Origin of the sequence: Arthrobacter sp. NPDC089319, assembly GCF_040684925.1 — a bacterium.
Taxonomy (GTDB): Bacteria; Actinomycetota; Actinomycetes; order Actinomycetales; family Micrococcaceae; genus Crystallibacter.
The window spans coordinates 190850-211980 of the sequence record NZ_JBFBGZ010000001.1; the positions used below are offsets into that span (position 1 = coordinate 190850).

23 protein-coding genes are annotated in these 21131 nt (G+C 67.0%); 16 read left to right on the forward strand and 7 right to left on the reverse strand.

What is annotated here, in order from left to right; translation table 11 throughout:
- The first annotated feature begins 87 nt into the window (after positions 1–87).
- A complete protein-coding gene (gene proC / locus AB0N75_RS00890) occupies positions 88–948 on the forward strand; it encodes a pyrroline-5-carboxylate reductase (RefSeq protein ID WP_364643771.1) in 861 nt (286 codons plus the stop codon).
- 73 nt (positions 949–1021) lie between these two features.
- On the opposite strand, the gene AB0N75_RS00895 is transcribed toward proC, so the two are convergent.
- Both AB0N75_RS00895 and AB0N75_RS00900 read right to left on the reverse strand, forming a co-directional pair.
- Positions 1022–1660, reverse strand: coding sequence for a TrkA family potassium uptake protein (locus AB0N75_RS00895; RefSeq protein ID WP_127512900.1), 639 nt, complete (start codon positions 1658–1660; stop codon positions 1022–1024).
- Positions 1661–1700: 40 nt separating this feature from the next.
- Positions 1701–3113 (reverse strand): potassium transporter TrkG, encoded by a 1413-nt coding sequence (locus AB0N75_RS00900; RefSeq protein WP_364643774.1) that lies wholly within the window; start codon positions 3111–3113, stop codon positions 1701–1703.
- 123 nt (positions 3114–3236) lie between these two features.
- On the opposite strand from AB0N75_RS00900, the gene AB0N75_RS00905 reads away from it, so the two are divergent.
- The 7 genes from AB0N75_RS00905 to AB0N75_RS00935 all read left to right on the forward strand — a co-directional run bounded on the left by AB0N75_RS00905 (position 3237) and on the right by AB0N75_RS00935 (position 9784).
- The gene (locus tag AB0N75_RS00905) at positions 3237–4439 is read left to right on the forward strand and encodes an acetoin utilization protein AcuC (RefSeq protein WP_364643777.1); all 1203 of its coding nucleotides are present in this window, start codon (positions 3237–3239) and stop codon (positions 4437–4439) included.
- A gap of 122 nt (positions 4440–4561) precedes the next feature.
- Positions 4562–5035 carry a metalloregulator ArsR/SmtB family transcription factor gene (locus tag AB0N75_RS00910; RefSeq protein ID WP_364643780.1) on the forward strand — a complete coding sequence of 158 codons (474 nt, stop codon included), beginning with the start codon at positions 4562–4564 and terminating at the stop codon, positions 5033–5035.
- Between the two features lie 305 nt (positions 5036–5340).
- Positions 5341–6681 carry an NADP-specific glutamate dehydrogenase gene (gene gdhA, locus AB0N75_RS00915; RefSeq protein WP_364643783.1) on the forward strand — a complete coding sequence of 447 codons (1341 nt, stop codon included), beginning with the start codon at positions 5341–5343 and terminating at the stop codon, positions 6679–6681.
- A 98-nt stretch (positions 6682–6779) separates the two neighbouring features.
- On the forward strand, positions 6780–7661 hold the full coding sequence (locus AB0N75_RS00920; protein ID WP_364643786.1) for a BadF/BadG/BcrA/BcrD ATPase family protein: 882 nt from the start codon (positions 6780–6782) through the stop codon (positions 7659–7661).
- A 331-nt stretch (positions 7662–7992) separates the two neighbouring features.
- Positions 7993–9186 (forward strand): 3-deoxy-7-phosphoheptulonate synthase, encoded by a 1194-nt coding sequence (locus AB0N75_RS00925; RefSeq protein WP_364643789.1) that lies wholly within the window; start codon positions 7993–7995, stop codon positions 9184–9186.
- Positions 9187–9313: 127 nt separating this feature from the next.
- The gene (locus AB0N75_RS00930) at positions 9314–9526 is read left to right on the forward strand and encodes a helix-turn-helix domain-containing protein (protein ID WP_127512893.1); all 213 of its coding nucleotides are present in this window, start codon (positions 9314–9316) and stop codon (positions 9524–9526) included.
- 159 nt (positions 9527–9685) lie between these two features.
- Positions 9686–9784, forward strand: coding sequence for an AURKAIP1/COX24 domain-containing protein (locus tag AB0N75_RS00935; RefSeq protein ID WP_003792170.1), 99 nt, complete (start codon positions 9686–9688; stop codon positions 9782–9784).
- A 95-nt stretch (positions 9785–9879) separates the two neighbouring features.
- Here AB0N75_RS00935 and AB0N75_RS00940 read toward each other — a convergent pair whose 3' ends face one another.
- Positions 9880–10698, reverse strand: coding sequence for an HAD-IB family hydrolase (locus AB0N75_RS00940; RefSeq protein WP_364643792.1), 819 nt, complete (start codon positions 10696–10698; stop codon positions 9880–9882).
- Between the two features lie 65 nt (positions 10699–10763).
- Here AB0N75_RS00940 and AB0N75_RS00945 point away from each other — a divergent pair, with 65 nt between their 5' ends.
- Positions 10764–11021, forward strand: a complete 258-nt coding sequence (locus AB0N75_RS00945) for a glutaredoxin family protein (protein WP_364643795.1) — start codon at positions 10764–10766, stop codon at positions 11019–11021.
- A 159-nt stretch (positions 11022–11180) separates the two neighbouring features.
- Positions 11181–11879 (forward strand): redox-sensing transcriptional repressor Rex, encoded by a 699-nt coding sequence (locus AB0N75_RS00950; protein WP_364643798.1) that lies wholly within the window; start codon positions 11181–11183, stop codon positions 11877–11879.
- A gap of 27 nt (positions 11880–11906) precedes the next feature.
- On the opposite strand, the gene AB0N75_RS00955 is transcribed toward AB0N75_RS00950, so the two are convergent.
- Positions 11907–12719 carry a hypothetical protein gene (locus AB0N75_RS00955; protein WP_364643801.1) on the reverse strand — a complete coding sequence of 271 codons (813 nt, stop codon included), beginning with the start codon at positions 12717–12719 and terminating at the stop codon, positions 11907–11909.
- Positions 12720–12998: 279 nt separating this feature from the next.
- On the opposite strand from AB0N75_RS00955, the gene AB0N75_RS00960 reads away from it, so the two are divergent.
- The 5 genes from AB0N75_RS00960 (at position 12999) to ccsB (ending at position 17930) form a co-directional block, all read left to right on the forward strand.
- On the forward strand, positions 12999–13661 hold the full coding sequence (locus AB0N75_RS00960; RefSeq protein ID WP_364643804.1) for a histidine phosphatase family protein: 663 nt from the start codon (positions 12999–13001) through the stop codon (positions 13659–13661).
- Positions 13662–13715: 54 nt separating this feature from the next.
- Positions 13716–14330, forward strand: a complete 615-nt coding sequence (locus tag AB0N75_RS00965) for a TlpA disulfide reductase family protein (protein ID WP_364643807.1) — start codon at positions 13716–13718, stop codon at positions 14328–14330.
- A 29-nt stretch (positions 14331–14359) separates the two neighbouring features.
- Positions 14360–15121, forward strand: coding sequence for a cytochrome c biogenesis protein CcdA (locus AB0N75_RS00970; RefSeq protein ID WP_364644782.1), 762 nt, complete (start codon positions 14360–14362; stop codon positions 15119–15121).
- Between the two features lie 158 nt (positions 15122–15279).
- A complete protein-coding gene (locus AB0N75_RS00975; protein WP_364644785.1) occupies positions 15280–16863 on the forward strand; it encodes a cytochrome c biogenesis protein ResB in 1584 nt (527 codons plus the stop codon).
- Between the two features lie 14 nt (positions 16864–16877).
- Positions 16878–17930 carry a c-type cytochrome biogenesis protein CcsB gene (gene ccsB, locus AB0N75_RS00980; protein WP_364643810.1) on the forward strand — a complete coding sequence of 351 codons (1053 nt, stop codon included), beginning with the start codon at positions 16878–16880 and terminating at the stop codon, positions 17928–17930.
- A 121-nt stretch (positions 17931–18051) separates the two neighbouring features.
- Here the strand turns inward: ccsB and AB0N75_RS00985 are convergent, their stop codons facing one another.
- Entirely contained in the window at positions 18052–18468 is a 417-nt protein-coding gene (locus AB0N75_RS00985; protein ID WP_364643813.1) for a PLDc N-terminal domain-containing protein, read from the reverse strand.
- A gap of 86 nt (positions 18469–18554) precedes the next feature.
- On the opposite strand from AB0N75_RS00985, the gene AB0N75_RS00990 reads away from it, so the two are divergent.
- The gene (locus tag AB0N75_RS00990) at positions 18555–18920 is read left to right on the forward strand and encodes a DUF4229 domain-containing protein (RefSeq protein WP_364643816.1); all 366 of its coding nucleotides are present in this window, start codon (positions 18555–18557) and stop codon (positions 18918–18920) included.
- 42 nt (positions 18921–18962) lie between these two features.
- Here AB0N75_RS00990 and AB0N75_RS00995 read toward each other — a convergent pair whose 3' ends face one another.
- Positions 18963–19844 (reverse strand): 1,4-dihydroxy-2-naphthoate polyprenyltransferase, encoded by an 882-nt coding sequence (locus tag AB0N75_RS00995; protein WP_364643819.1) that lies wholly within the window; start codon positions 19842–19844, stop codon positions 18963–18965.
- A 123-nt stretch (positions 19845–19967) separates the two neighbouring features.
- The gene (locus AB0N75_RS01000; protein ID WP_364643822.1) at positions 19968–21125 is read right to left on the reverse strand and encodes an AMP-binding protein; all 1158 of its coding nucleotides are present in this window, start codon (positions 21123–21125) and stop codon (positions 19968–19970) included.
- Between the last annotated feature and the right edge of the window lie 6 nt (positions 21126–21131).

A 21131-nucleotide genomic window follows, 5' to 3' on the forward strand; every position in this document is an offset into this window, starting at 1 on the left:
AAGCACCTGTGAGTTGTTTCGGCTAACCGGCGGAAGGGGAACGGTCGCGGCGCGGGCCGGCCGATCCCGCGTGATTCAATGGCAGACATGACTGCTGAAGCCACTGGGACCCCATCCACCCGCCGCACCGTCTTCCTGGGCTGTGGCTCCATGAGTGAAGCCATCCTCGTGGGCCTGCTGTCCGCCAGGACACCCGCGGAGAACGTGACCGCAACCGTACGCCGCAGCGAGCGCGCCGAGGAGCTGCGGGGCCGCTATCCGGGCCTGACGGTGCTGGCCGAACAGGACGACGCCGGCGCCAACGCCACCGCTGTGCAAGGCGCCGACGTTGCGGTGCTGGGGGTCAAGCCGGTGGGGATAACCGAGATGTGCCGCAGCATCGGGCCCGCATTGGCTCCGACGACGGTGGTGGTCTCCGTGGCGGCGGCAGTCACCATTGCCACCATGGAGGCGGCGCTGCCGGAAGGCCAGCCGCTGGTGCGCAGCATGCCCAATACGCCGCTCAAGGTCGGCCGCGGGGCCGTCGGCATCTCGGCCGGCAGCAACGTGACCGATCCCCAGCTGGACGCCGCCCGTGAGGTGTTCGCCGGAGCCGGCACCGTCGTCGTTGTTCCGGAGGACCAGCTGGACGCGGTGTCCGCGGTCAGCGGTTCCGGTCCCGCCTATGCGTTCTACCTGGCCGAGGCCATGGCTGCCGCCGGGGTGGAGCTGGGCCTGGCCCCGGAGCTGTCCATGACGCTGGCGCGGGAAACGGTTGCGGGCGCAGGCATCATGCTGACGGAGCGGGACGCCGACCCTGCGGTCCTGCGCCGCAATGTCACCAGCCCCAACGGCACCACGGAGCGGGCGATCGCCGCCTTCGACGAGGCCGGGCTGTCCAAGATCATCGCGCGAGGGGCAGCGGCCGCCGCGGAACGGGCGGCCGAACTGTCCCGCGAGCTGGCCTGAGGACAGGCCGAGCTCGGCCTGTCCTGCTCGGGCAGCGGGCCCGCACAGCCGTTTGCACTGCGACGGGAGCGGGTCAGGGGCGGGCGGCGAAGCGCTCCAGCAGGTCCACATGGCCGGAGACAATCAGCATGTCCCGGCTGGACACCTTGGTTTCCGGACGCGCATAGGTGAAGTCCTCGCCCGGAGATTTCACGCCCACCACGGTGACGCCGTACTTGGAGCGCACCTGTGACTCACCCAGCGTGAAGCCCTGCGTTTCCTTCGGCGGGTACATCTTCACGATGGCGAAACCGTCGTCGAACTCGATGAAGTCCAGCATCCGGCCGCCCACCAGGTGGGCGGCGCGGCGGCCCGCGTCGGCCTCCGGATAGATCACATGGTTGGCGCCGATGCGGGAGAGGATCTTGCCGTGCGAGGGCGTGATGGCCTTGACCCAGAGGTGTTCGATGCCCAGGTCCACCAGGTTCACGGTGATCAGCACCGAGGATTCGATCGACGTGCCCACTCCGACAACGGCTGCGCTGAACTCCTGGGCGCCCAGCTGGCGCAGCGCGTCGATGTTCGTGGCGTCCGCCTCCACCACATGGGTCAGCTGGCCTGACCACTTTTGCACCAGTGCCGGATCGCGTTCGATCGCCAGTACTTCGCGGCCCTGCCTGACCAGCTGTTCGGCGGTCGAGGCGCCGAACCGGCCCAGCCCGACCACCAGCACGGGCGCGTTGTGGGCGGGGCGTTTGCTCGAAGCGGACTTGTCAGCCAATGATGGGCCTCTCTTCTGGGTAGTGGAACAACTGGCGCCGTTCACGCAGCGCCAGCGCGGCCGCCAGTGTGATGGTGCCGACGCGGCCGGCGAACATCAGCGCGCAGAGCACGTATTTGCCCTCAGGCGGCAGCTCGGCGCTCAGGCCGGTGCTCAGGCCGCAGGTGGCGAACGCGGAGATGACTTCAAACAGCACCCGGTCCAGGCTTGCGCCGGTGAGGGCCAGCAGGATGCCGGACGCGACGGCCACAAACGTGGCGCCCATGACGATCACCGAGATGGCCACCCGCATGGCGCCTTCCGGAATGGTCCGGCCGTGGATCTTCACGTCCCGGTCGCCGCGGGCCTCGGCGACGATGGCCAGGAACACAATGGCAATGGTGGTGACCTTGATGCCGCCCGCAGTTGACGCGGAACCGCCGCCGGCGAACATCAGGGCGTCGGTGAACAGCATGGTGGTGGGTTCCAGGTTGTTCATGTCCACCAGGTTGAAGCCGAGCGATCGGGTCATGACGGAGGCGAACGCGGCGTGGAGGGTTTTGTCCCACACGCTCATGCCGCCGATCGTCGCCGGATTGCTCCACTCCATGGCTCCCCACACCAAGGCGCCGACTACCAGTAGGATCAGCGACACCTCGACGGTGATCTTCGTGTGCAGGTTCCATTTGTTGAAGCGCCAGCCGCGCTCCAGCAGCACCATGACCACGGGGAAACCGAGGCTGCCCAGGAACCCTCCAACCATCAACGGGATGAGGATCCACTCGTCGGTTTCGTAGGGGACCAACCCGTCGGTGTGCGGGGTGAAACCGGCATTGTTGAAGGATGAAATGGAGTAGAAGATGCCGTGCCAGGCGGCCTGGGGAAAGGATTCGCCAAGCATCAGGAAGCGGGGAAACAGTATGAGCGCAAGGACCACCTCGATAATGACCGAGGTGGTGATCACGATGCGTAGCAGCGTGCCGACCTCGCCGAGGCGACCGGCGTTGCTCATGGCGGACTGGGCGATCAGCTTGCCGCGTACGCCCAGTCGCTTGCTCACCATGAGGGCCAGCAGCGAGGCCAGCGTCAACGTGCCCAAACCGCCGATGAAAATGGCCAGCAGGATCACGGCCTGGCCCAGGAAGGTCCAATGTATGGCGGTGGAAACCACGGTCAGTCCCGTGACGCAGACGGCCGAGACGGCGGTGAAGAAGGCGTCGTACAGCGGGGTGATTTGCCCGTCCCGGGAAGCCGCGGGCAAGGACAGCAGTCCGGTGAAGACCAGGATTACCGCCACGTAGACGATCAGGGCCAGCCGCGCCGGTGAGCTGTTGGCGACGCTGTCCACAAAGTCGCGGAGCGTACGCAGGAGCCAGAATCGTCCGTGCTCCCGCTCGGCCAGCCACGACGGCTGCTGTCTGGTCATTCCGATCGCTTCTGTCCGGCTCCGAAATCGCTGATGTGTTCCTTGCAGTAGTAAATCATCATTTATCCGTGCAGGGGCGGGACGAATGCGTGCGGGGCAGCGGATTCGCGTAGCCTGTCTGTGATGTCAGCTACCCCAGTTCCCGCGGTTCCCACTCTGGCGGTGTGGAGCGATTCCCTCCTGGCCTACAATTTCGGCGCGCACCATCCCATGTCCCCGATCCGGCTGGAACTGACCGCGCGGCTGGCGGACGAATACGCCATCTTCCACCGGCCGAACGTCACCCTCGCCGCAGCCGAGACGGCTGGGGACGCCCAGCTGGAAACTGTCCACGATCCGGCCTATGTAGCCGCGGTGAAGGCTGTCAGCGACAACCCGGCGGCGGTGGATGAAGCGCGGGGGCTCGGCACCGAAGACGACCCGGTGTTCCCAGGCATGCATGCGGCCAGCGCCCGGATAGCGGGAGCCTCGCTGCAGTCCGCGGCCGCCATTCTGGACGAGTCGGCGCTGCATGCGGTGAACTTTGCCGGCGGCATGCACCACGCAGCGCGCGGCAAGGCGAGCGGATTCTGTATTTACAACGACTGCGCGCTGGCCATCCAGCACCTGCTGGACCGCGGTGTGCAGCGGGTCGCCTACGTGGACGTTGACGCCCACCACGGCGACGGCGTGCAGTCCATCTTCTACAACGACCCGCGGGTGTTGACCATCTCGCTGCACGAGACCGGCACCCACCTGTTTCCGGGAACCGGTTTTGCCAACGAAAGCGGTGGCCCGGACGCGCTGGGCAGCTCGGTGAATGTGGCCCTGCCGCCCCGCACCGGCGACGCCGCCTTCCTGCGCGCCTTCCATGCGGTGGTCCCGCAGCTGGTCAGGGCCTTCGCGCCGGAAGTGATCGTCAGCCAGCATGGCTGCGACAACCACGCCCGCGACATGCTGAGCAGCCTGAAGCTGAGCGTTGACGCGCAGCGGCAGATGATGCTGGACGTGGCCGATCTCGCCCGCGAGGTCGCCGGCGACCGGTGGATCGCCACCGGGGGCGGCGGCTACGACGTCTTCAACGTGGTGCCGCGGTCCTGGACCCACATGCTCGCCATTGTTGCCGGCCGTCCCATCCCGTTGCACAGCGAGGTGCCGCAGTCCTGGCACGAATATGTGGAGGTCCGGTACGGCCAGCAGGCTCCGCTGTACATGGGCGATGACGCCGACCTGTGGTGGCGTTCGTGGGAAGTCGGCTACGACCCGAACGACAGCGTGGACCGCACGGTGATGGCGACCCGCAAGGAAATCTTTCCCTACCACGGCCTCGATCCGTGGTTCGACTGAACGGTCCCCGCACGGCCCCTGCCGCCGTCCTGTTCGGCTTGGTGTAACGATTTCGCCATTCGGCGCGTGGCGGACCGCCGCCGGGGGTGCCTGCAGGGCATATATGCGATTAGGGTAATGGAATGGCCATCGATGACGTCTTTGCAGTAATTGCCGAAGGTACGCGCCGGGACATACTCGGCTCGCTGCGAGGCGGAGACAAAGCGGTCGGAGAGCTGGTCGACGAACTCGAAGTCAGCCAGCCGACGGTCTCCAAGCATCTGAAGGTGCTGCGCGAGGCCGGCCTGGTGTCCATGCGCGCCCAGGGGCAGAAGCGCTACTACTCGCTGCAAACCCGGCCGCTGCAGGATGTGGCCGAATGGATCGTCGCTTTCGGAGTGGATGTGATGCCTGCGGCCGAACCGGTGGCACCGGCGGTGGCGGCGGCCGTCGTTGCTCCGCAGGAGCCGGGCCATGCCGTCTCGGGGCGGAGCCTGGAGGTCCCGGTTCCGGCCAACCTCAGCCGGTCGCTGGGCCAGGCCGCCAACAAGGCAACAACCAAGGCTGCCGATCTTTTCGCGCATCTGCCCAAACTGCCGCGCCGACGCCGCAGCTGAACCCCGCCCCGGCAACGGCCGGCATCGGGCCCCGGGCGGTGATGACCCGCACATTCCGAGCCGCGCAGGCTGCCCCGGACGGGCGTGACCGCCCGCACAATCCGCGCCACGGAACGCCGGCCAGCCTCGGAATCCTCCGCTTCCGGAGGTACAGACTGCCGGCAACACCGCAGGTCGGCGCGTTACGAGGCGCTTCGACGATATGTCAGATGTGTTTCTTGGTTCCCGCCTCCGTGTGGTTTTCTTTGTGAGGGCCTGAAGCAAGTTGAGTGCCCCAATACGTCAGCTAGGGAAGGGACGCACCCATGGATGCCCATCTGCTTGAAGTCCGCGACGAAGTCTTCCGCCGCAATCCAGGCGAAACGGAATTCCACCAGGCCGTCAACGAAGTCTTTGACACTCTGGAGCCGCTCTCCGCCCGGCACCCCGAATACACCGACGCCGCCATTTTGCAGCGCATCTGCGAGCCCGAGCGCCAGATCATCTTCCGGGTCCCGTGGATGGACGACGCCGGCAACGTCCAGATCAACCGCGGCTTCCGCGTCGAGTTCAACTCCGCACTGGGCCCGTACAAGGGCGGCCTGCGTTTCCACCCGTCGGTCTACCTGGGCATCGTCAAATTCCTGGGCTTCGAGCAGATCTTCAAGAACGCGTTGACCGGTATGCCCATCGGCGGCGGCAAGGGCGGCTCCGACTTTGACCCGCGCGGCCGTTCCGACAACGAAGTGATGCGCTTCTGCCAGTCCTTCATGACCGAGCTGTACCGCCACATCGGCGAATACACCGACGTTCCAGCCGGCGACATGGGCGTGGGAACCCGCGAGATCGGCTACCTGTTCGGCCAGTACAAGCGCATCACCAATCGCTACGAGTCCGGCGTGCTCACCGGCAAGGGCACCGGCTGGGGCGGATCGCTGGTCCGGCCCGAGGCCACCGGCTACGGCGCCGTGCTGTTCACCCAGGAGATGCTCAAGACCCGGGGCCAGAGCTTCGACGGCCAGCGTGTGGTGATTTCCGGTTCCGGCAACGTGGCCATCAACGCCATCGAAAAGGCCCAGGCACTGGGTGCCAAGGTGGTCACCGCCTCCGATTCCGGCGGCTACGTGGTGGACGAGGCCGGCATCGACGTCGAACTGCTGCGCCAGATCAAGGAAGTTGAGCGCGGCCGCATCTCCGACTACGCCGACCGCCGTGGCGCATCCGTTCACTATGTGCCCGAGGGCAACGTCTGGGACGTCGACTGCACCGTTGCCCTGCCCAGCGCGACGCAGAACGAACTGGACGACAAGTCCGCCCGCCGCTTGGTGGAATCCGGCCTGATCGCCGTGGCCGAAGGCGCCAACATGCCCTGCACCAGCGAGGCTGCCTCCATCTTCCAGGAGGCGAACGTGCTGTTCGGCCCGGGCAAGGCGGCCAACGCCGGCGGTGTGGCCACCTCCGCCTTGGAAATGCAGCAGAACGCCAGCCGCGACGCATGGAGCTTCGAGTACACGGAGCAGCGGCTGACCGACATCATGGTGGGTATCCACGACCGCTGTGCGGAGACCGCCGACAAGTACGGCATGCCCGGCAACTATGTGGCCGGCGCCAACATCTCCGGCTTCAAGAAGGTTGCCGACGCCATGCTGGCCCAGGGGCTCATCTAAGCCCGCTGACCCAGCGACGTCCTGATCACGACGACGGTGCCCGCCAGTCAGGCGGGCACCGTCGTCTTGCTTTCTGGCCAGAACTGTAAGCTCGGTCCATGGTTCAGACACTGATCGGGCTGGATATTGGCGGCAGCAAGACGCACGGTATCCGGCTGGACGACGGCCGGGTAGCCGCCGAAGCGACAGCCGGCAGTGCCAACGTGCAGAACACCAGTCCCGCCCAGGCCTCAACCGCCCTGTCCGAAGTGTTCGCCCGGCTCGGCGCAGCACGCGTCGCTGCGGTCTACGCCGGAGCCGGTGGAATCGACACCGACGGCGACGCCGAGGCGCTGCGGGCGCTGGTCGCCCCGCTGGCTCCCGGAGCGGACGTCCATGTTGTCCACGACACCCGGCTGGTGCTGGCCGCCGGACACCGGAGGGTGGGGATCGGTGTGGTCGCCGGCACCGGATCGTCCGTGTGGGGCGTCAACGGCGCCGGCGAGGAAGCCCGCGCCGGCGGTTGGGGGCACCTGCTGGGGGACGAAGGCAGCGGCTACTGGCTGGGACGCGAAGCCGTCCGGCATGTCCTCTCCCGGCTGGACGCCGGCCTGCCTCCGGACAGGCTGTCTGCGCTGCTGCTGGCAGACTGCGGACTGCAGAAACCGGTGGACCTGATAGCGCTGTTCCACTCGCCGCACACGGACCGGCGGTTCTGGGCGGGCAAATCCCGGGTGGTGGTGGACGCCGCCGAGGACGGCGAGCCGCCGGCAATAGCAATCGTTGACCGGGCCGCGGCGGATCTTGCCGGCCAGATCCGCCTGGTCGCGGATCGTCTCGGCCTAACCGGTCCGGTGGTCCTGGGCGGCGGCCTCGGCGTCAACGTCCGGCGCTTCCAGCGGTCGGTAGCCGCGGCGCTGGAGCCGCACGGCATCACCGACATCCAACCGCTGGACCGGGAGCCGGTCTTCGGCATTGACGTCCTGGCGGGGCTGGCCTAGGCACAACTTCCCGACCCCTTGCCGCGATGTTGCACGGTGTTCCCGGGTGCCGCGGCCAGCGCCCCGCGGTGGCCGGGCCGCCGTCGTCATAATCGGTCATGTCGCGGCGGCCGGTTTTTAGGCTCCGACAGGTTCGGCGTACAGTGCCGGTATGACGACTCGTTGGTATGCGTATTTTGCGTTGGCTCTGGAGGGGCCTGACGTAACCGCTTAGCGCGTACGCATATCAACCTTCAGAGCCAACGGGGCAGAGATGATTCTCTGCCCTTCGCCATTTCTCCGGCGGGTTCTGAATCTCCAGGTCCCGCCACCAACAGACGGGATCCCCACCATGAACGCACCTGCCAGCCACCTCTTGGAAGCGGCCGCCCAGTCCAACGCGACGGCGCTGGGCGCGGGCGACGCGTCCGGCGGACTCACCACGCCGCGCGGCACCAACAACCTGCGGGTGAGCAGCTTCAGTCCGTTGCCGACGCCGGTGGAGCTCATGGCTGAGCAGCCGCTGACCGTCGAGGCCGCCGCCGTCGTGGCCCGCGGCCGGGAGGAAATCCGTGCGGTCATGGACGGCGTGGACAACAGGCTGCTGGTGATCGTTGGTCCCTGCTCCATCCACGACACGGAAGCCGGCCTGGACTACGCGCGCCGGCTGGCGCAGGTGGCGCGGGAACACCGCGAAGAGCTGCTGATTGTGATGCGCACCTACTTCGAGAAGCCGCGCACCACGGTGGGCTGGAAGGGACTAGTCAACGACCCACGGCTGGACGGCTCCCACGACATCGCCGCCGGGCTGCGGCTGGCCCGGACCTTCCTGCTGGAGGTGGCGGAGCTGGGCCTGCCCGTGGCCACGGAGTTCCTGGAACCGATCAGCCCGCAGTACCTGGCCGACCTGGTCAGCTGGGGCGCAATCGGTGCACGGACCACGGAGAGCCAGATCCACCGCCAACTGGTGTCCGGCCTGTCCATGCCGGTGGGCTTCAAGAACGGAACCGACGGCGGCCTGCAGGTGGCACTCGACGCCTGCCAGGCGGCGTCCGCCGCGCAGGCGTTCCTGGGCATCGACGGCGACGGGCGTGCGGCGCTGGTGGCCACCAACGGCAACCCGGACACCCACATGATCCTGCGCGGCGGCAAGAGCGGCCCGAACTACGGCGCCGACCATGTTGCCGCGGCGTCCGAAGCGCTGGCGAAAGCAGGAGTGAATCCCCGGCTGATCGTGGATGCCAGCCACGCCAACAGCGGCAAGAGCCACCACCGCCAGGCCGAGGTTGCGCTGGAGATCGCGGCGCAGCTGGAAGCCGGCGGCAGCGCCATCGCCGGCATCATGCTGGAGAGCTTCCTGGTGGGCGGAGCGCAGAAAATGGACGTGGCTGAAAACGCCGACGGGGCCGGGCTGGTCTACGGTCAAAGCGTGACCGACGCCTGCATGGAGTGGGACGTGACGGCCGAAGTGCTGGCCCAACTGGCGGCGGCCGCAGGACATCGCGGCGTTAAGGATTCCCCGCGGACAAAAACCGTGCAGCAATAAAACCCTTAAGCTACAGTGGCCGCTTTCACTTTCGCCACAACAGCCTCTAAAGTATCTAGGAAGAAGGTTTGGGGCAGGGCAAGGCGGCACGCCGTCGTCGTTGCTTACAGTAAAGGAACAGTGCGAAATGGCTGACGAGAACAACTTCTCGAATGTGCGCTTCTTGACGGTGTCGGAAGTGGCCGCAGTCATGCGCGTGTCCAAGATGACCGTTTACCGTTTGGTGCACTCGGGCGAGATGCCCGCTGTTCGCTTCGGACGTTCCTATCGGGTGCCCGAGTCTGCCGTGGAGGAGTACCTGCGCGGCGCGGTGATCGACCGGGAAACCGGCACCGCCTGACCCCCGGGCACCGGCTCCGCGGCGTCCGGCGGTCAATGACGGGTGCGCGGAAGCTGTACCCTGTTAAGGAACGTTTTACGTCATCGTCGAAAAACCGTAAGTTGGTGTGTGCCCCGCCGGGCGCCGGCAGCACGGAAACTATCAGTGAATGAGGGACTCGTGGGTTCAGTTATCAAGAAGCGCCGCAAGCGTATGGCCAAGAAGAAGCACCGTAAACTGCTTCGTAAGACCCGCCACCAGCGCCGCAACAAGAAGTAGGACCCGCTAGCCGGTTCCCTGTCTTCCACGGTCCGCCAGGAAACTGGCGGGCCGTGTGCATTTTAACGTCATTCCTGGCTGGGGAGGGACGGTGCTTAGGCTGCCGGCCGGCGGAATTTGCTCACGCCGCGCCAGAGTCCGTAGACCGCGCCCGCGCCGGTGGCGGCCTTGAGCCCGAGCGTGGCCGCGCGGCGTCCGCTGCGGAAATCGTAGACCGGCCAGTTGTTCTCCCGGGCGTGCCGGCGCAGCCTGCCATCCGGATTGATGGCCACTGGATTGCCCACCAGAGTCAGCAGCGGGACATCGTTGTACGAGTCGCTGTAGGCCCAGCAGCGCGCCAGGTCGAGGCCTTGCCGGGCAGCCAGTTCTTCCACCGCGACGGCCTTGGCCGGACCGTGCAAGATGTCCCCGATCAGCCGTCCGGTGTAGGCCCCGTTCTCGATTTCGCCGACCGTGCCCAAAGCGCCGGTCAAGCCCAGCCGGTCGGCGATCACGGCGGCCACCTCCACCGGGGTGGCCGTGACCAGCCAGACCTTCCGGCCCACGCGCAGGTGCTGGTCCGCCAGCGCCCGGGTGCCGGGCCAGATCTTGGAGGCGATCACTTCGTCGTAGACCTCGTCGCCCAACTGCTTGAAGTCGTCGCTCAACAGGCCGGTGGCCAGGGCCAAGGCCGTCTCCCGGATGGACTGGATGTCCTTCAGGCTTTCCCCGCGCATCAGGAACCGTGCCTGCTTGAAACCGAAGCTGGCGGCGTCGCGCATCCGGAAGGCGCCCCGCTGGTACATCTTGCGGGCCACGTGGAACAAGCTGGCACCGCGCATCAGCGTGTTGTCGACGTCGAAAAATGCCGCCTCCGTCCCCGGGTCGGCGGAGACCGAGGCGCGCTGTGCATGGCCGGCGGCGGACTTGGACATACTTCGAGTCTAACGAGGCGCCGGGGATTCCCTGTTCACCGCCGCCGAGGGCTACCGTGGGAGGCATGAACGGATCCGAGGACCGCAGCCACGAATTGGTGCTGCTGACCAAACCCGGCTGCCACCTGTGCCAGGCCGCGCGGGAGACGGTGGAGCGTGTTGCGGGGGACCTCGGTGTGCCCTGGGAGGAAAAAAACATTCTCGAAGACCCGGAGCTGGAGCGCCGCTTTGCCGAAGAGATCCCGGTGGTGATGATCGACGGAGTGCAGCGGGATTTCTGGCACATCGATCCGGAGCGTTTGCGCCGCCTGCTCACGCAATAGCGCTACCGCCCCGGCGTCATCAGAGTTGGAGACCGGCGCGGCGGAGCTTAATCTAGGGGAACACCAGCCATCGGTCGGACAACCGCCGGGGCAGTCATGATCCGGAACGGCTGGAGACAGCCTGGGCCGGAGCCCGCAGCAGGCATCGGAGCGAGAACAGTGACCCACCTCCCGGAGACAGAGGCGGCCAAGCCTTCCGGCCAGGAGATCCCGCCGGCAGCGCTCGCACGCCTGACCATCTACCTCCGGGCGCTGAATTCGCTGATGGCCGCAGGCACGGAACGCATCTCGTCCGAGCAGTTGGCCGAATTCGCCGGGGTCAGCCCACCCACCTTGCGCAAGGACCTGTCCCACCTGGGGTCGTTCGGCACCCGCGGCGTGGGCTACGATGTCCGGCTGGTCAGCCAGGAGATTTCGGCGGCCTTGGGCCTGATGCATGAGTGGAAGGTGGCCATCGTCGGCGTCGGCAACCTGGGCAGGGCGCTGGCCGGCTACTCCGGTTTCAGTACCAAAGGGTTCGGCGTCGTGGCCCTTTTTGACGCGGACCCGCTCGTGGTCGGGTCGGAGGTGGCAGGGCTGCGGGTCAGCCCCATCGCCGAACTGGAATCCGTTCTGCGGCAGACCGGAGCCAACATGGCAGTGATGGCCGTGCCGGCCGGCGTGGCCCAAGGACTCTGCGACCGGCTGGTCGCGGCCGGAGTAATGAGCATCCTCAGCTTCGCGCCGGTGGTGCTCCAGGTCCCGCCGTCCGTGCAGTTGCGCAAGGTGGACATGGCCACCGAACTGCAGATCCTGGCCTACCACGCACAACGGGCGCAGGAGACGGAGAGCAACTCCGAGTCCAGCGCCCGTCCCTAGCCGGCGTGGTGCCGGCTGCGTAGCCGCTTAGCGGCCGTAAATGCCGTACTTGTGGGCCTTGGTGGCCTGGAAGAACTGGTTCGATGCCGGCAGGAACAGCAGCACGATCGCCGCGATGCCCAGCAGCACGGACAAGGTGCCGAACCAGATGTTGAACAGCCCAAACAGCGACAGCGCGGCAAACACGGTGCCGGTGATCCGGGCCCAGTTCTTGCCTGCCTTCACGCCGAAGGCCACCAGCAGGTACAGCCCGACGGCGATCACCGCGGTAATGACGATGATCACTCCCGCCGTGCCGCTCATCATCTGTGAGAGCTCTGCGTCGGAGAACTGACCGCCCTGCTCACCGAGGGCCTCACGGACCGACGGGTCCTGGAGCACCGCCGCCATGGTGCCATCGAGGTTGGAGAGCTCGGTCAGCATCTCGAGGGCGGTCATCGCCGCCGCCGTGATGATCAGCCAGAAAGCGATGACCACTTCGCGCGGCCGGGTGGGCTTGGCGCCCGTCTGCGGCTGGCCGCTCGGGTAACCGTACTGACCGGGCACGGCGTTCTGGTAGCCGTACGGCTGCTGCCCGTACTGCTGGCCATATGGCGACTGGCCCTGCTGACCCTGGCCATAGGGCTGCTGGCCGTACTGTGGTGCGTTTTGGCCGTACTGCGGCTGGCCCTGCCCATACTGCGGAGCGTTCTGCCCGTACTGCGGCTGGCCGGAGCCGGGCTGCTGCGGAGCATTCTGCCCGTACTGCGGCAGGTTCTGTCCGTACTGAGGCTGTTGCTGGCCGTTGGGCCGGCCTTCCCCGTCACCGGGTGTGTTCGGTTCGTTCTGGGGGGTGCTCATGGCCGGGTCCTTTTCATCTCATCCACTCGGGCCGGATCTGCCGGCCGCGGAGGCTCTTGGCAGCTGTTACTGCCACACTACAATGCAGGTCAGCGCCGTGTCGGTCGCCCGGAAGGATGATTTTCGGCCCGCCGGCAACCGAACCGGCCGGCGCGCCGGCAGCCGAACCGGCCGGCCCGCCGGCAGCCGAACAGGCCGGCCCGCCGGCAGCCGGACCGCTGGGTCCGGCGGCCGATGGGGCTTTTGGGCAAACACGCCCAGTTTGAGACACTTGTACCCATGCCCGAAGCCACTGTCCATCTGCTCCGCCACGGCGAGGTCCACAACCCCGACCGTGTGCTTTATGGCAGGCTGCCGAGCTTCCGACTGTCGGAGCTGGGGCAGGAGATGGCCCGGCGTGCCGCCGACTACTTTTCCGAGCGCGGGAAGGACGGCGCCACGATCAGTTATCTGGTCGCTTCGCCGTTGACCCGGGCGCAGGAGACCGCCGGACCGACCGCGGAGGCGCTGGGCCTCGAGATTGTCACCGACGAGCGGATTATCGAAGCCGAGAACCACTTCGAGGGCCTCAGCGACATCCGCTCACACCTGCGCGAGCCGCGCTACTGGCGGCGCCTCTACAATCCGTTCCGGCCGTCTTGGGGGGAGCCGTACACGGCGCAGGTCGCCCGGATGCGTGAAGCCATCTTTGACGCCCAGCGTCAGGCGGTCGAACGTGGCGGCCCGGGGGCCGAGGCGATTCTGGTCAGCCACCAGCTGCCCATCTGGGTCACCAGGTTGGCCAGCGAGGGCAAACCGCTCTGGCACGACCCCCGCCGCCGGCAGTGCACGCTGGCGTCGGTGACCTCCCTTGAGTTCGACGGCGGGCGCCTGAGCGCGGTGCGTTATGCCGAGCCCTGCGCCGACTTGCTGCCCGGTGCGGCGAACTTGCCGGGAGCATAATAGAATTACTACGCGTTGTAGAAGTGGGATGCCCGCAACCCCACGAAGAAGAGTGTGACTGTGACTGCCGATAATCCCCGTTCGTTCAACCGCCGTACCGTGTTCAAAGTCGGTGCGGGGCTGCTTGGCGCCCTCTCGCTGGCGGCCTGTTCCGTCGAGGATCCGCTGGCCCAGCAGGCCAACGCCGGAGACAACAAGAACTACATCGCCGGAGACGGCTCGGTGACCGAGTATGCGCTCGGATCCCGCGGCGAACCGGTGCAGCTGACCGGCAAGCTCCTCGACGGCACGTCCGTCGATGCCGCCGACTGGGCCGGTACCGTCACGGTGCTGAATTTCTGGTACGCCTCCTGTGCGCCCTGCCGGCTGGAAGCCCCGGACCTGCAGGCCCTCAGCGAGGAGTTCGCCGACGGCGCCCAGTTCTACGGCGTCAACATTCGGGACGAGCGGCCCACCGCCGAGGCCTTCGAGCGCAACTTCGGCATCACCTACCCCAGCTTCATGGACAAGGACGGTGGCATCCTGCTGGCCATGACGTCCTACGTGCCGCCGCAGGCTGTCCCCACCACGCTGGTGCTGGACAAGGACGGCCGAGTTGCCGCCCGGATCCTGGGCGTGGCGGACAAGGGCACACTCAAGGCCTTGATCAAAGACGCAGTGGCCGCGTAGCCGTGGGATGGGCGACGGCCTCGCTGCCGATGACCTTGGGGGGCGCCTTCGGCGACACGGTGCTGAACGGCTCCGTGCTGCTCGCCATCCCCGTGGCCATGCTGGCCGGGCTGGTCTCCTTCCTGTCCCCGTGTGTGCTGCCGCTGGTGCCCGGCTACATGGGCTATGTCACCGGCCTGACCGGCGTGGACCTGGAACGCCAGCGCCGCGGCCGGATGTTCGCCGGCATCGGCCTGTTCGTGCTCGGTTTTTCCATCGTCTTCGTGTTCATCGGGGCGGTCTTCGGCCAGCTGGGCGCCTGGCTGAAGGGCAGCGACGCGGACTGGATCACCCAGCTGCTCGGCGTCGTCGTCGTGGTCATGGGCATCATTTTCATGGGCGGACTGTCCTTCTTCCAGCGGGACCGCAAAATCCACTCCCGCCCGCCCGCGGGGCTGTGGGGTGCCCCGGTGCTCGGCATGACGTTCGGGCTGGGCTGGGCGCCGTGTATCGGCCCCACCTTCTCCGCGGTCCAGGCGCTGGCGTACTCCGGCGGTGCTGACGCGGCCAAGGGCGCCTTCCTGGCTTTCGTGTACTGCCTGGGCCTGGGCATCCCGTTCCTGCTGATCGCGCTCGGTGTCCGGCGGGGGATGGGCGCCATGGCGTTCTTCCGCAAGCACCGGCTGTTCCTGCAGCGGTCGGGCGGAGCCATGTTGGTAGTTTTGGGCCTGCTGATGGCCACCGGGCTTTGGGGGGACTGGGTGACGCAATTGCAGGATTGGTTTGCAAATGAAGTGAGGCTCCCGATCTGATGAGTCAGACCCCCGACGGCGCACAGCGCCATGACGACGCCGGTGCACCCGCACCGGGCGGACCGGGCACCGGTGGCGGCAAGGGCCGTGCCGGCACCGACCGCAAGCCCAACCGCAAGCGGGACGACGTCGCCGTTCCCGCACTGGGCTTCCTGGGCATGCTGCGCTGGGCGTGGACCCAGCTGACCAGCATGCGGACCGCGCTGTTCCTGCTGCTGCTGTTGGCGGTGGCCGCGGTCCCCGGCTCGCTGTTCCCGCAGCGCCCGGCCAACCCGGCGGTGGTGACCCAGTACCTCACGGACAATCCGGAGGTCGGGCCGTGGCTGGACCGCTTCCAGCTCTTCGACGTGTACTCCTCGGTGTGGTTCTCCGCCATCTACCTGCTGCTGTTCCTGTCGCTGATTGGCTGCGTTATCCCGCGCGCCATCCAGCACTACAAGGCCATGCGGTCGCAGCCGCCGCGGACTCCGCGCCGGCTGTCCCGGCTGCCCGAATACGGTTCCATGGCGGTCCCGGCCGAAGCCGGCGTCTCCGCACGCTCCGCTGTCGAAGAGGCCGCCCGGCTGCTGAAGCGCCGGGGCTACCGGGTCAATGTGCGCGACGCGGACACCGACCGGCCCTCGGTCGGCGCCGAACGCGGCTTCGCCAAGGAAATCGGAAACCTGATCTTCCACACCTCGCTGATCGGCGTGCTGGTCTCCGTGGCGGTCGGCGGCCAGTTCGGCTACACCGGCCAGCGGGTCCTGGTCGAGGGCGAAACATTCGTGAATTCGCTGATCGGCTACGACAGTTTCAACCCGGGGACCGGCTTCACCGAGGACCGGCTGGACCCGTTCTCCCTGACCCTGGACAAGTTCGAGGTGGTGTTCGACCGCGAATCGACCACCCACTACGGGCAGCCGCTGGACTTCACCGCCACCATGTCCGTGCGGGATGAGCCGGGGGCGCCCGCCGAGCAGCAGGTCCTGAAGGTCAACCACCCGCTGACCATCGGCGGCAGCAACGTCTACCTGATGGGCAACGGCTACGCGCCCGTGGTGACCATCCGGGACGGCGACGGCAACATTGCCCACCAGGGCCCCGTCGTCGCCATTCCCAACGACGGCGCCTACACCTCCACAATGGTGATCAAGGTGCCGGACGCCAAGCCGGAGCAGCTGGGCTTCGTGGGCTTCTTCCTGCCGACGGCGATGGAAGGCGAGGACGGCGTGGCCTACGGCAGCGACCCGGACCCAATGAATCCGCGGCTGTACTTGAACTCCTACTACGGCGATTTGGGCCTGGACAACGGCGATCCGAAAAATGTCTTTGTCCTGGACACCAGCAACCTCAACGTGCTCAACGACCGCAACCAGGACAGCGGCGGCATCGAGCTCGCCGCGTACGAGACGAAGGAACTGCCCAACGGAATGGGCAGCATCACCTTCGACGGGTTGGTGCGTTATGCCGCGCTCGACATCCACCACGATCCGGGCAAGCTCGGGGCGCTCGTCTTCTCCTCGCTGGCGATGGCCGGCTTGGGCGCCTCGTTGTTCATCGGTCGACGCCGCGTGTGGGTGCGCGCCGGCACGCACGACGACGGACGCACGATGGTGGAGTGGGGCTTGCTGGCCCGCGGCGAAGACCACCGGCTGGCCCCTGAAGCAGCGACCATCAGTAAACTTCTCCGCGACCAATGGCTGACGGATGCCGGCCCACAGGCGCACAATAGCAAGAGCGCCGCCGGCGTTGACAACTCCTAAGGACACCTCTTCCCATGCCCACGATTGACCAAACACTGGCCCAGTACAGCGAGCTGTTTATCTTGCTCGGCGCGATGGCGTTCACCGTCGCCTTCATCGCCTTCTGCTGGGATTTGGCGAAATCCAGCAAGACCATCAAGGCTGTCGAAGACCGGCTGGCCGCCGAGCACGCCCCTGCGGACGCGGCGGTGCTGGTCGGCGCGGCCGGAGCCACCTCCGGCTCCGCAGCCGTCAGCAACGCCGGGGGCAACGGAAACCAGGCGCACGCGGTCGAAATGGCCTCGGACTCGATGAACTACGGCAAGGAACGCCGCGCGGCCGCGCGCATCGGCGTGGCCCTCACCGTGCTGGCAACAGTCATCCTGGCCGCTGGTGTGGTGACCCGGGGGATGGCCGCGCACCGTGTGCCGTGGGGCAACATGTACGAATTCTGCACCACCGGCGCGCTGATGGTAGCGGTGGTCTACCTGATTGCCCTGACCCGAAAGGACCTGCGGTTCCTCGGCTCGTTCGTCATTGGGCTCGTGGTGATCATGCTGATCGCTGCCACCATTGGATTCCCGACGCCGGTGGCCCACCTGATTCCCGCCCTGCAGAGCTACTGGATCATCATCCACGTCTCGGTGGCGGTGCTGGCGTCCGCACTGTTCACGCTGACCTTCGCCATGTCCGTGCTGCAGCTGATCCAGGGAAACCGCGAAGCCCGCGGCCGGGCCGGCAAGGCGGACAAGCTGGGCTTCATGCGGCTGGTCCCCTCGGCACTGTCGCTGGAGAACGCCGCATACCGGATCAATGCGGTCTCGTTTGTCTTGTGGACCTTCACCCTGGTGCTCGGCGCCATCTGGGCCGAGGAGGCCTGGGGCCGCTACTGGGGCTGGGACACCAAGGAAGTCTGGACCTTCGTGATCTGGGTGGTCTACGCCGGCTACCTGCACGCCCGCGCCACCCGTGGCTGGACCGGCACCCGCGCCGCCTGGCTGTCGATCGTGGGCTACCTCTGCGTGGTCTTCAACTTCACGATCGTCAACGTCTTCTTCGCCGGCCTGCACAGCTACGCCGGAGTCTAGGACTCAAAGGACGGGGGCTCGCCGACAGGCATCGTTCCCCGCCTCCATAACGAGAGAAGGCCCGCAGCTCTGGAATCACTCAGGGCTGCGGGCCTTCTTCGAAAGAGGGTCTCGGCTTGAATTAGTGCGGCCCGTTGTCCGGGTCGTCTTCGCTCAACTGCCGGCCGTCATGGGTGGCGGGTTTGTCCTTGTTCCCGTGCTGCGGGTCTTCGGTCTTCTTCAGCTCTTGCTCACGCCGGTGCAATTCCTCTTCGCGCTGTTTGGCGCGGCGCTTTGCATCGAGCGTGCGCAGGAAGGCAATGTCATCGTCGGGAGCCGCCGGGCGGGGTGCCTGCTGGGGTTGCCGGCCGGCCGCGCGGGGGCGGCCCCACATGAACCACATGAGGGCCCCGATCAGCGGGACCAAGATGATGGTGACGATCCATCCCGGTTTGGAGATACTGCGCACCTCGTGGGACCCGGACCGGATGCACTCGATCAGGGCATAGATCACCACCGATAGAGCCAGTACCGCGAGCAGGATATAGAGACGGACCATGACTTAATTGTAGGTGAGCGCTGCCCTGGGGACTGCGGAAACCTTGGACTGCCCGGGTGATCTCGCGGGCAGCGTAAACTTGAGGCGTGGCTTTTTGGAAATTCAGTGCCCTGCGGCTCGGCATCATGGCCGTCATCTTTGTTATTTGCCTGTTCCTGAGGCTGGGCATCGTCTACTCCGCCTTAGCGGCCGCGGTCATGGGCTGGTGCATTACGTACCTGTTCTTCCGCAAGATGAGGGACGAAGCCGGCAGGGCGCTAGCCAGCCGTTTCAACAAGGGAGTGGCGGCGCCGCGGACCTCCACGGAGATCTCCGATGCGTTGGCCGAGGACTCCGCCGTCGAGCAGCACGGCGAACTTCGGGTGGATTCGGACCGCAAGCCCAAGCCTGCCCAGCAGCAGTCGGCACCGCAGCAACCTAACGAACCGCGGTCCGAGGACCAGCAGCGCTGACCCGTTCCGGCAACCGGCCCGTTTGCGGCCCACGGCAGCTGCCTACATGATCTCGCTGAGCACCAGGCCCAGGCCGAAGGCCACGGCGAACCCCAGGTTGATCAGGCCGGTCTGCTTCAGCACCGGAATCAGGCTCTCGCGCTTTTTGCCCTTGAGCATCAGCCAGCTCGGGGTGAGGCACGCCGGCACCAGCAGCAGGACCAAGAGGATCCACGGGTAGTCGTAGACCAGCAGCAGCGGCAGCAGGATGGCCACCGCCAGCATCATGACGTAGCTGATGCGCGCAACCTCGTCGCCCAGGCGGACCGCCAGCGTCATTTTCCCCACCTCACGGTCTGTGGGGATATCCCGCACGTTGTTGGCCATCAGCAAGGCGGTGGCGATCAAGCCGGTACCGACCGCGCCGATGAAGGACTGCCAGCTGACCTGCAGGGCCTGGGTGTAGGTGGTTCCCATGGTGGCGACGATGCCGAAGAACAGGAACACGTAGACCTCGCCCAGCCCGCGGTAGCCGTACGGGTTGTTGCCGCCGGTATATCCCCAGGCCGCGATCACGCAGCCGACGCCCACCAGCAGCAGCGGCCAGGTCTGGGACAGGATGATCAGTGCAAGCCCGGCGACCATGGCCAGCCCGAAGCTGCCGAACGCAGCGGCCTTGACCGCTTGCGGCGTGGCCAGCCCGGAGCCGGTCAGCCGCAGCGGGCCGACGCGCACGTCGTCGGTGCCGCGGACGCCGTCCGAATAGTCGTTCGCGTAGTTCACCCCCACCTGGAACAGGATCGCGACCAGCGCGGCCAGCACGGCAAGCAGCGGCCGGAAGGAACCCAGTTCGTAGGCGGCCGCGCTGCCGATGATCACCGGCGCGATCGACATCGGAAGCGTGCGGGGCCGTGCCCCTTCGAGCCATTGCCCGGCTGTAGCCACTGTGGAAGATCCTTACCTGTGGGGGACTGGTACATCATGGGCTGCGGGCATCCGCAGCAAGGTTCTATTCTCGCCCATGGGGGCCGGTGGGCCGTGCAGTTGGCGGAGCAGGAGTGCCGGATGTCACGGTTGCGGCGGTTCCGCTCCCGGCTGCCCGTCGCCGTGCGGCGCGGACTCCGCCGCCGACCGGCGCAGGATGTCCGCCACGGCCAGACGGTCCGGTTTGCCATTGGACAGCAGCGGCAGGGTATCCAAGTGCACAATGTGGCGCGGGACGGCCGGACTTCCCAAGGCCGCGCGGACGCGCGCCCGGATCTGATCCACGGTGGCGGAACCAACGACGGCGGCGCACACCCTGGTGCCCCACTCCGGATCCGAGATTCCGGCCACCAGAGCCGCCCGCACCTCCGGGAGCCCTTCGATGGCCTCGGCGACGGCAGCCGCGGATACCTTGACGCCGCCGGTGATCAGCACGTCGTCAGCGCGCCCGGTCACGGTGAGCGCACCGTCGTCGTCGACCTCGCCCAGATCTTCGGTGCGGAACCACCGGGTGCCGCCTGACTCGCTGAAGTGCGCCGCGGTCAGCTCCGGATTCGCCAGATAGCCGCCGGCGACCACGTCGCCGCCGATCAGCACCCGGCCCTCTTGGATCTGCAGCGTAACGCCCTGAAGCGGCACGCCGTCGTACACGCAGCCGCCGCAGGTCTCACTCATGCCGTAGGTGCGCACGATCTTCAGTGAATGTTTGGCCGCCTCCGTCCGCAGCGCCGCCGGCAGCCGGGCCCCGCCCAGCAGGATCGCGTCGAAGCGGCGCAGCGCCTTGACCGTTTCCGGCGCCGAGGAAGTGAGCAACCGGTGCAGTTGGGTCGGTACCAGCGAGGTGATGCGGAACCGGTCGGTCAGTGCGGCGGCGGCGTCGGTGAACGCCTGCGCGGTAAAGCCATTGGACAGGTCCATGGCCCACGGCCGGGTGCCGGCGTAGAGCGAGCGGACCAGCACCTGCAGGCCGGCGACGTAATTCGGTGCCAGCGTCAGCAGCCACTGACCCTCGCCGCCCAGCCGCAGCGCAGTGCCCATCGACGACGCAGCCAGCGCGTCGATCCCCAGCATGGTGGCCTTGGGTGTGCCAGTGGAACCCGAGGTCCGGACAATCGCGGCGGTTTCCGGAGCCAGCCCGGGCGAAGTCACCGGCCGCGGCGTCCCGTCGGCCGCGATTTCGACGGCGGGGCCCTCGCCGCCCAGCGCCGCTGTCAGCGCGGACAGGGCCGGCTCGATGTCCATTCCGGC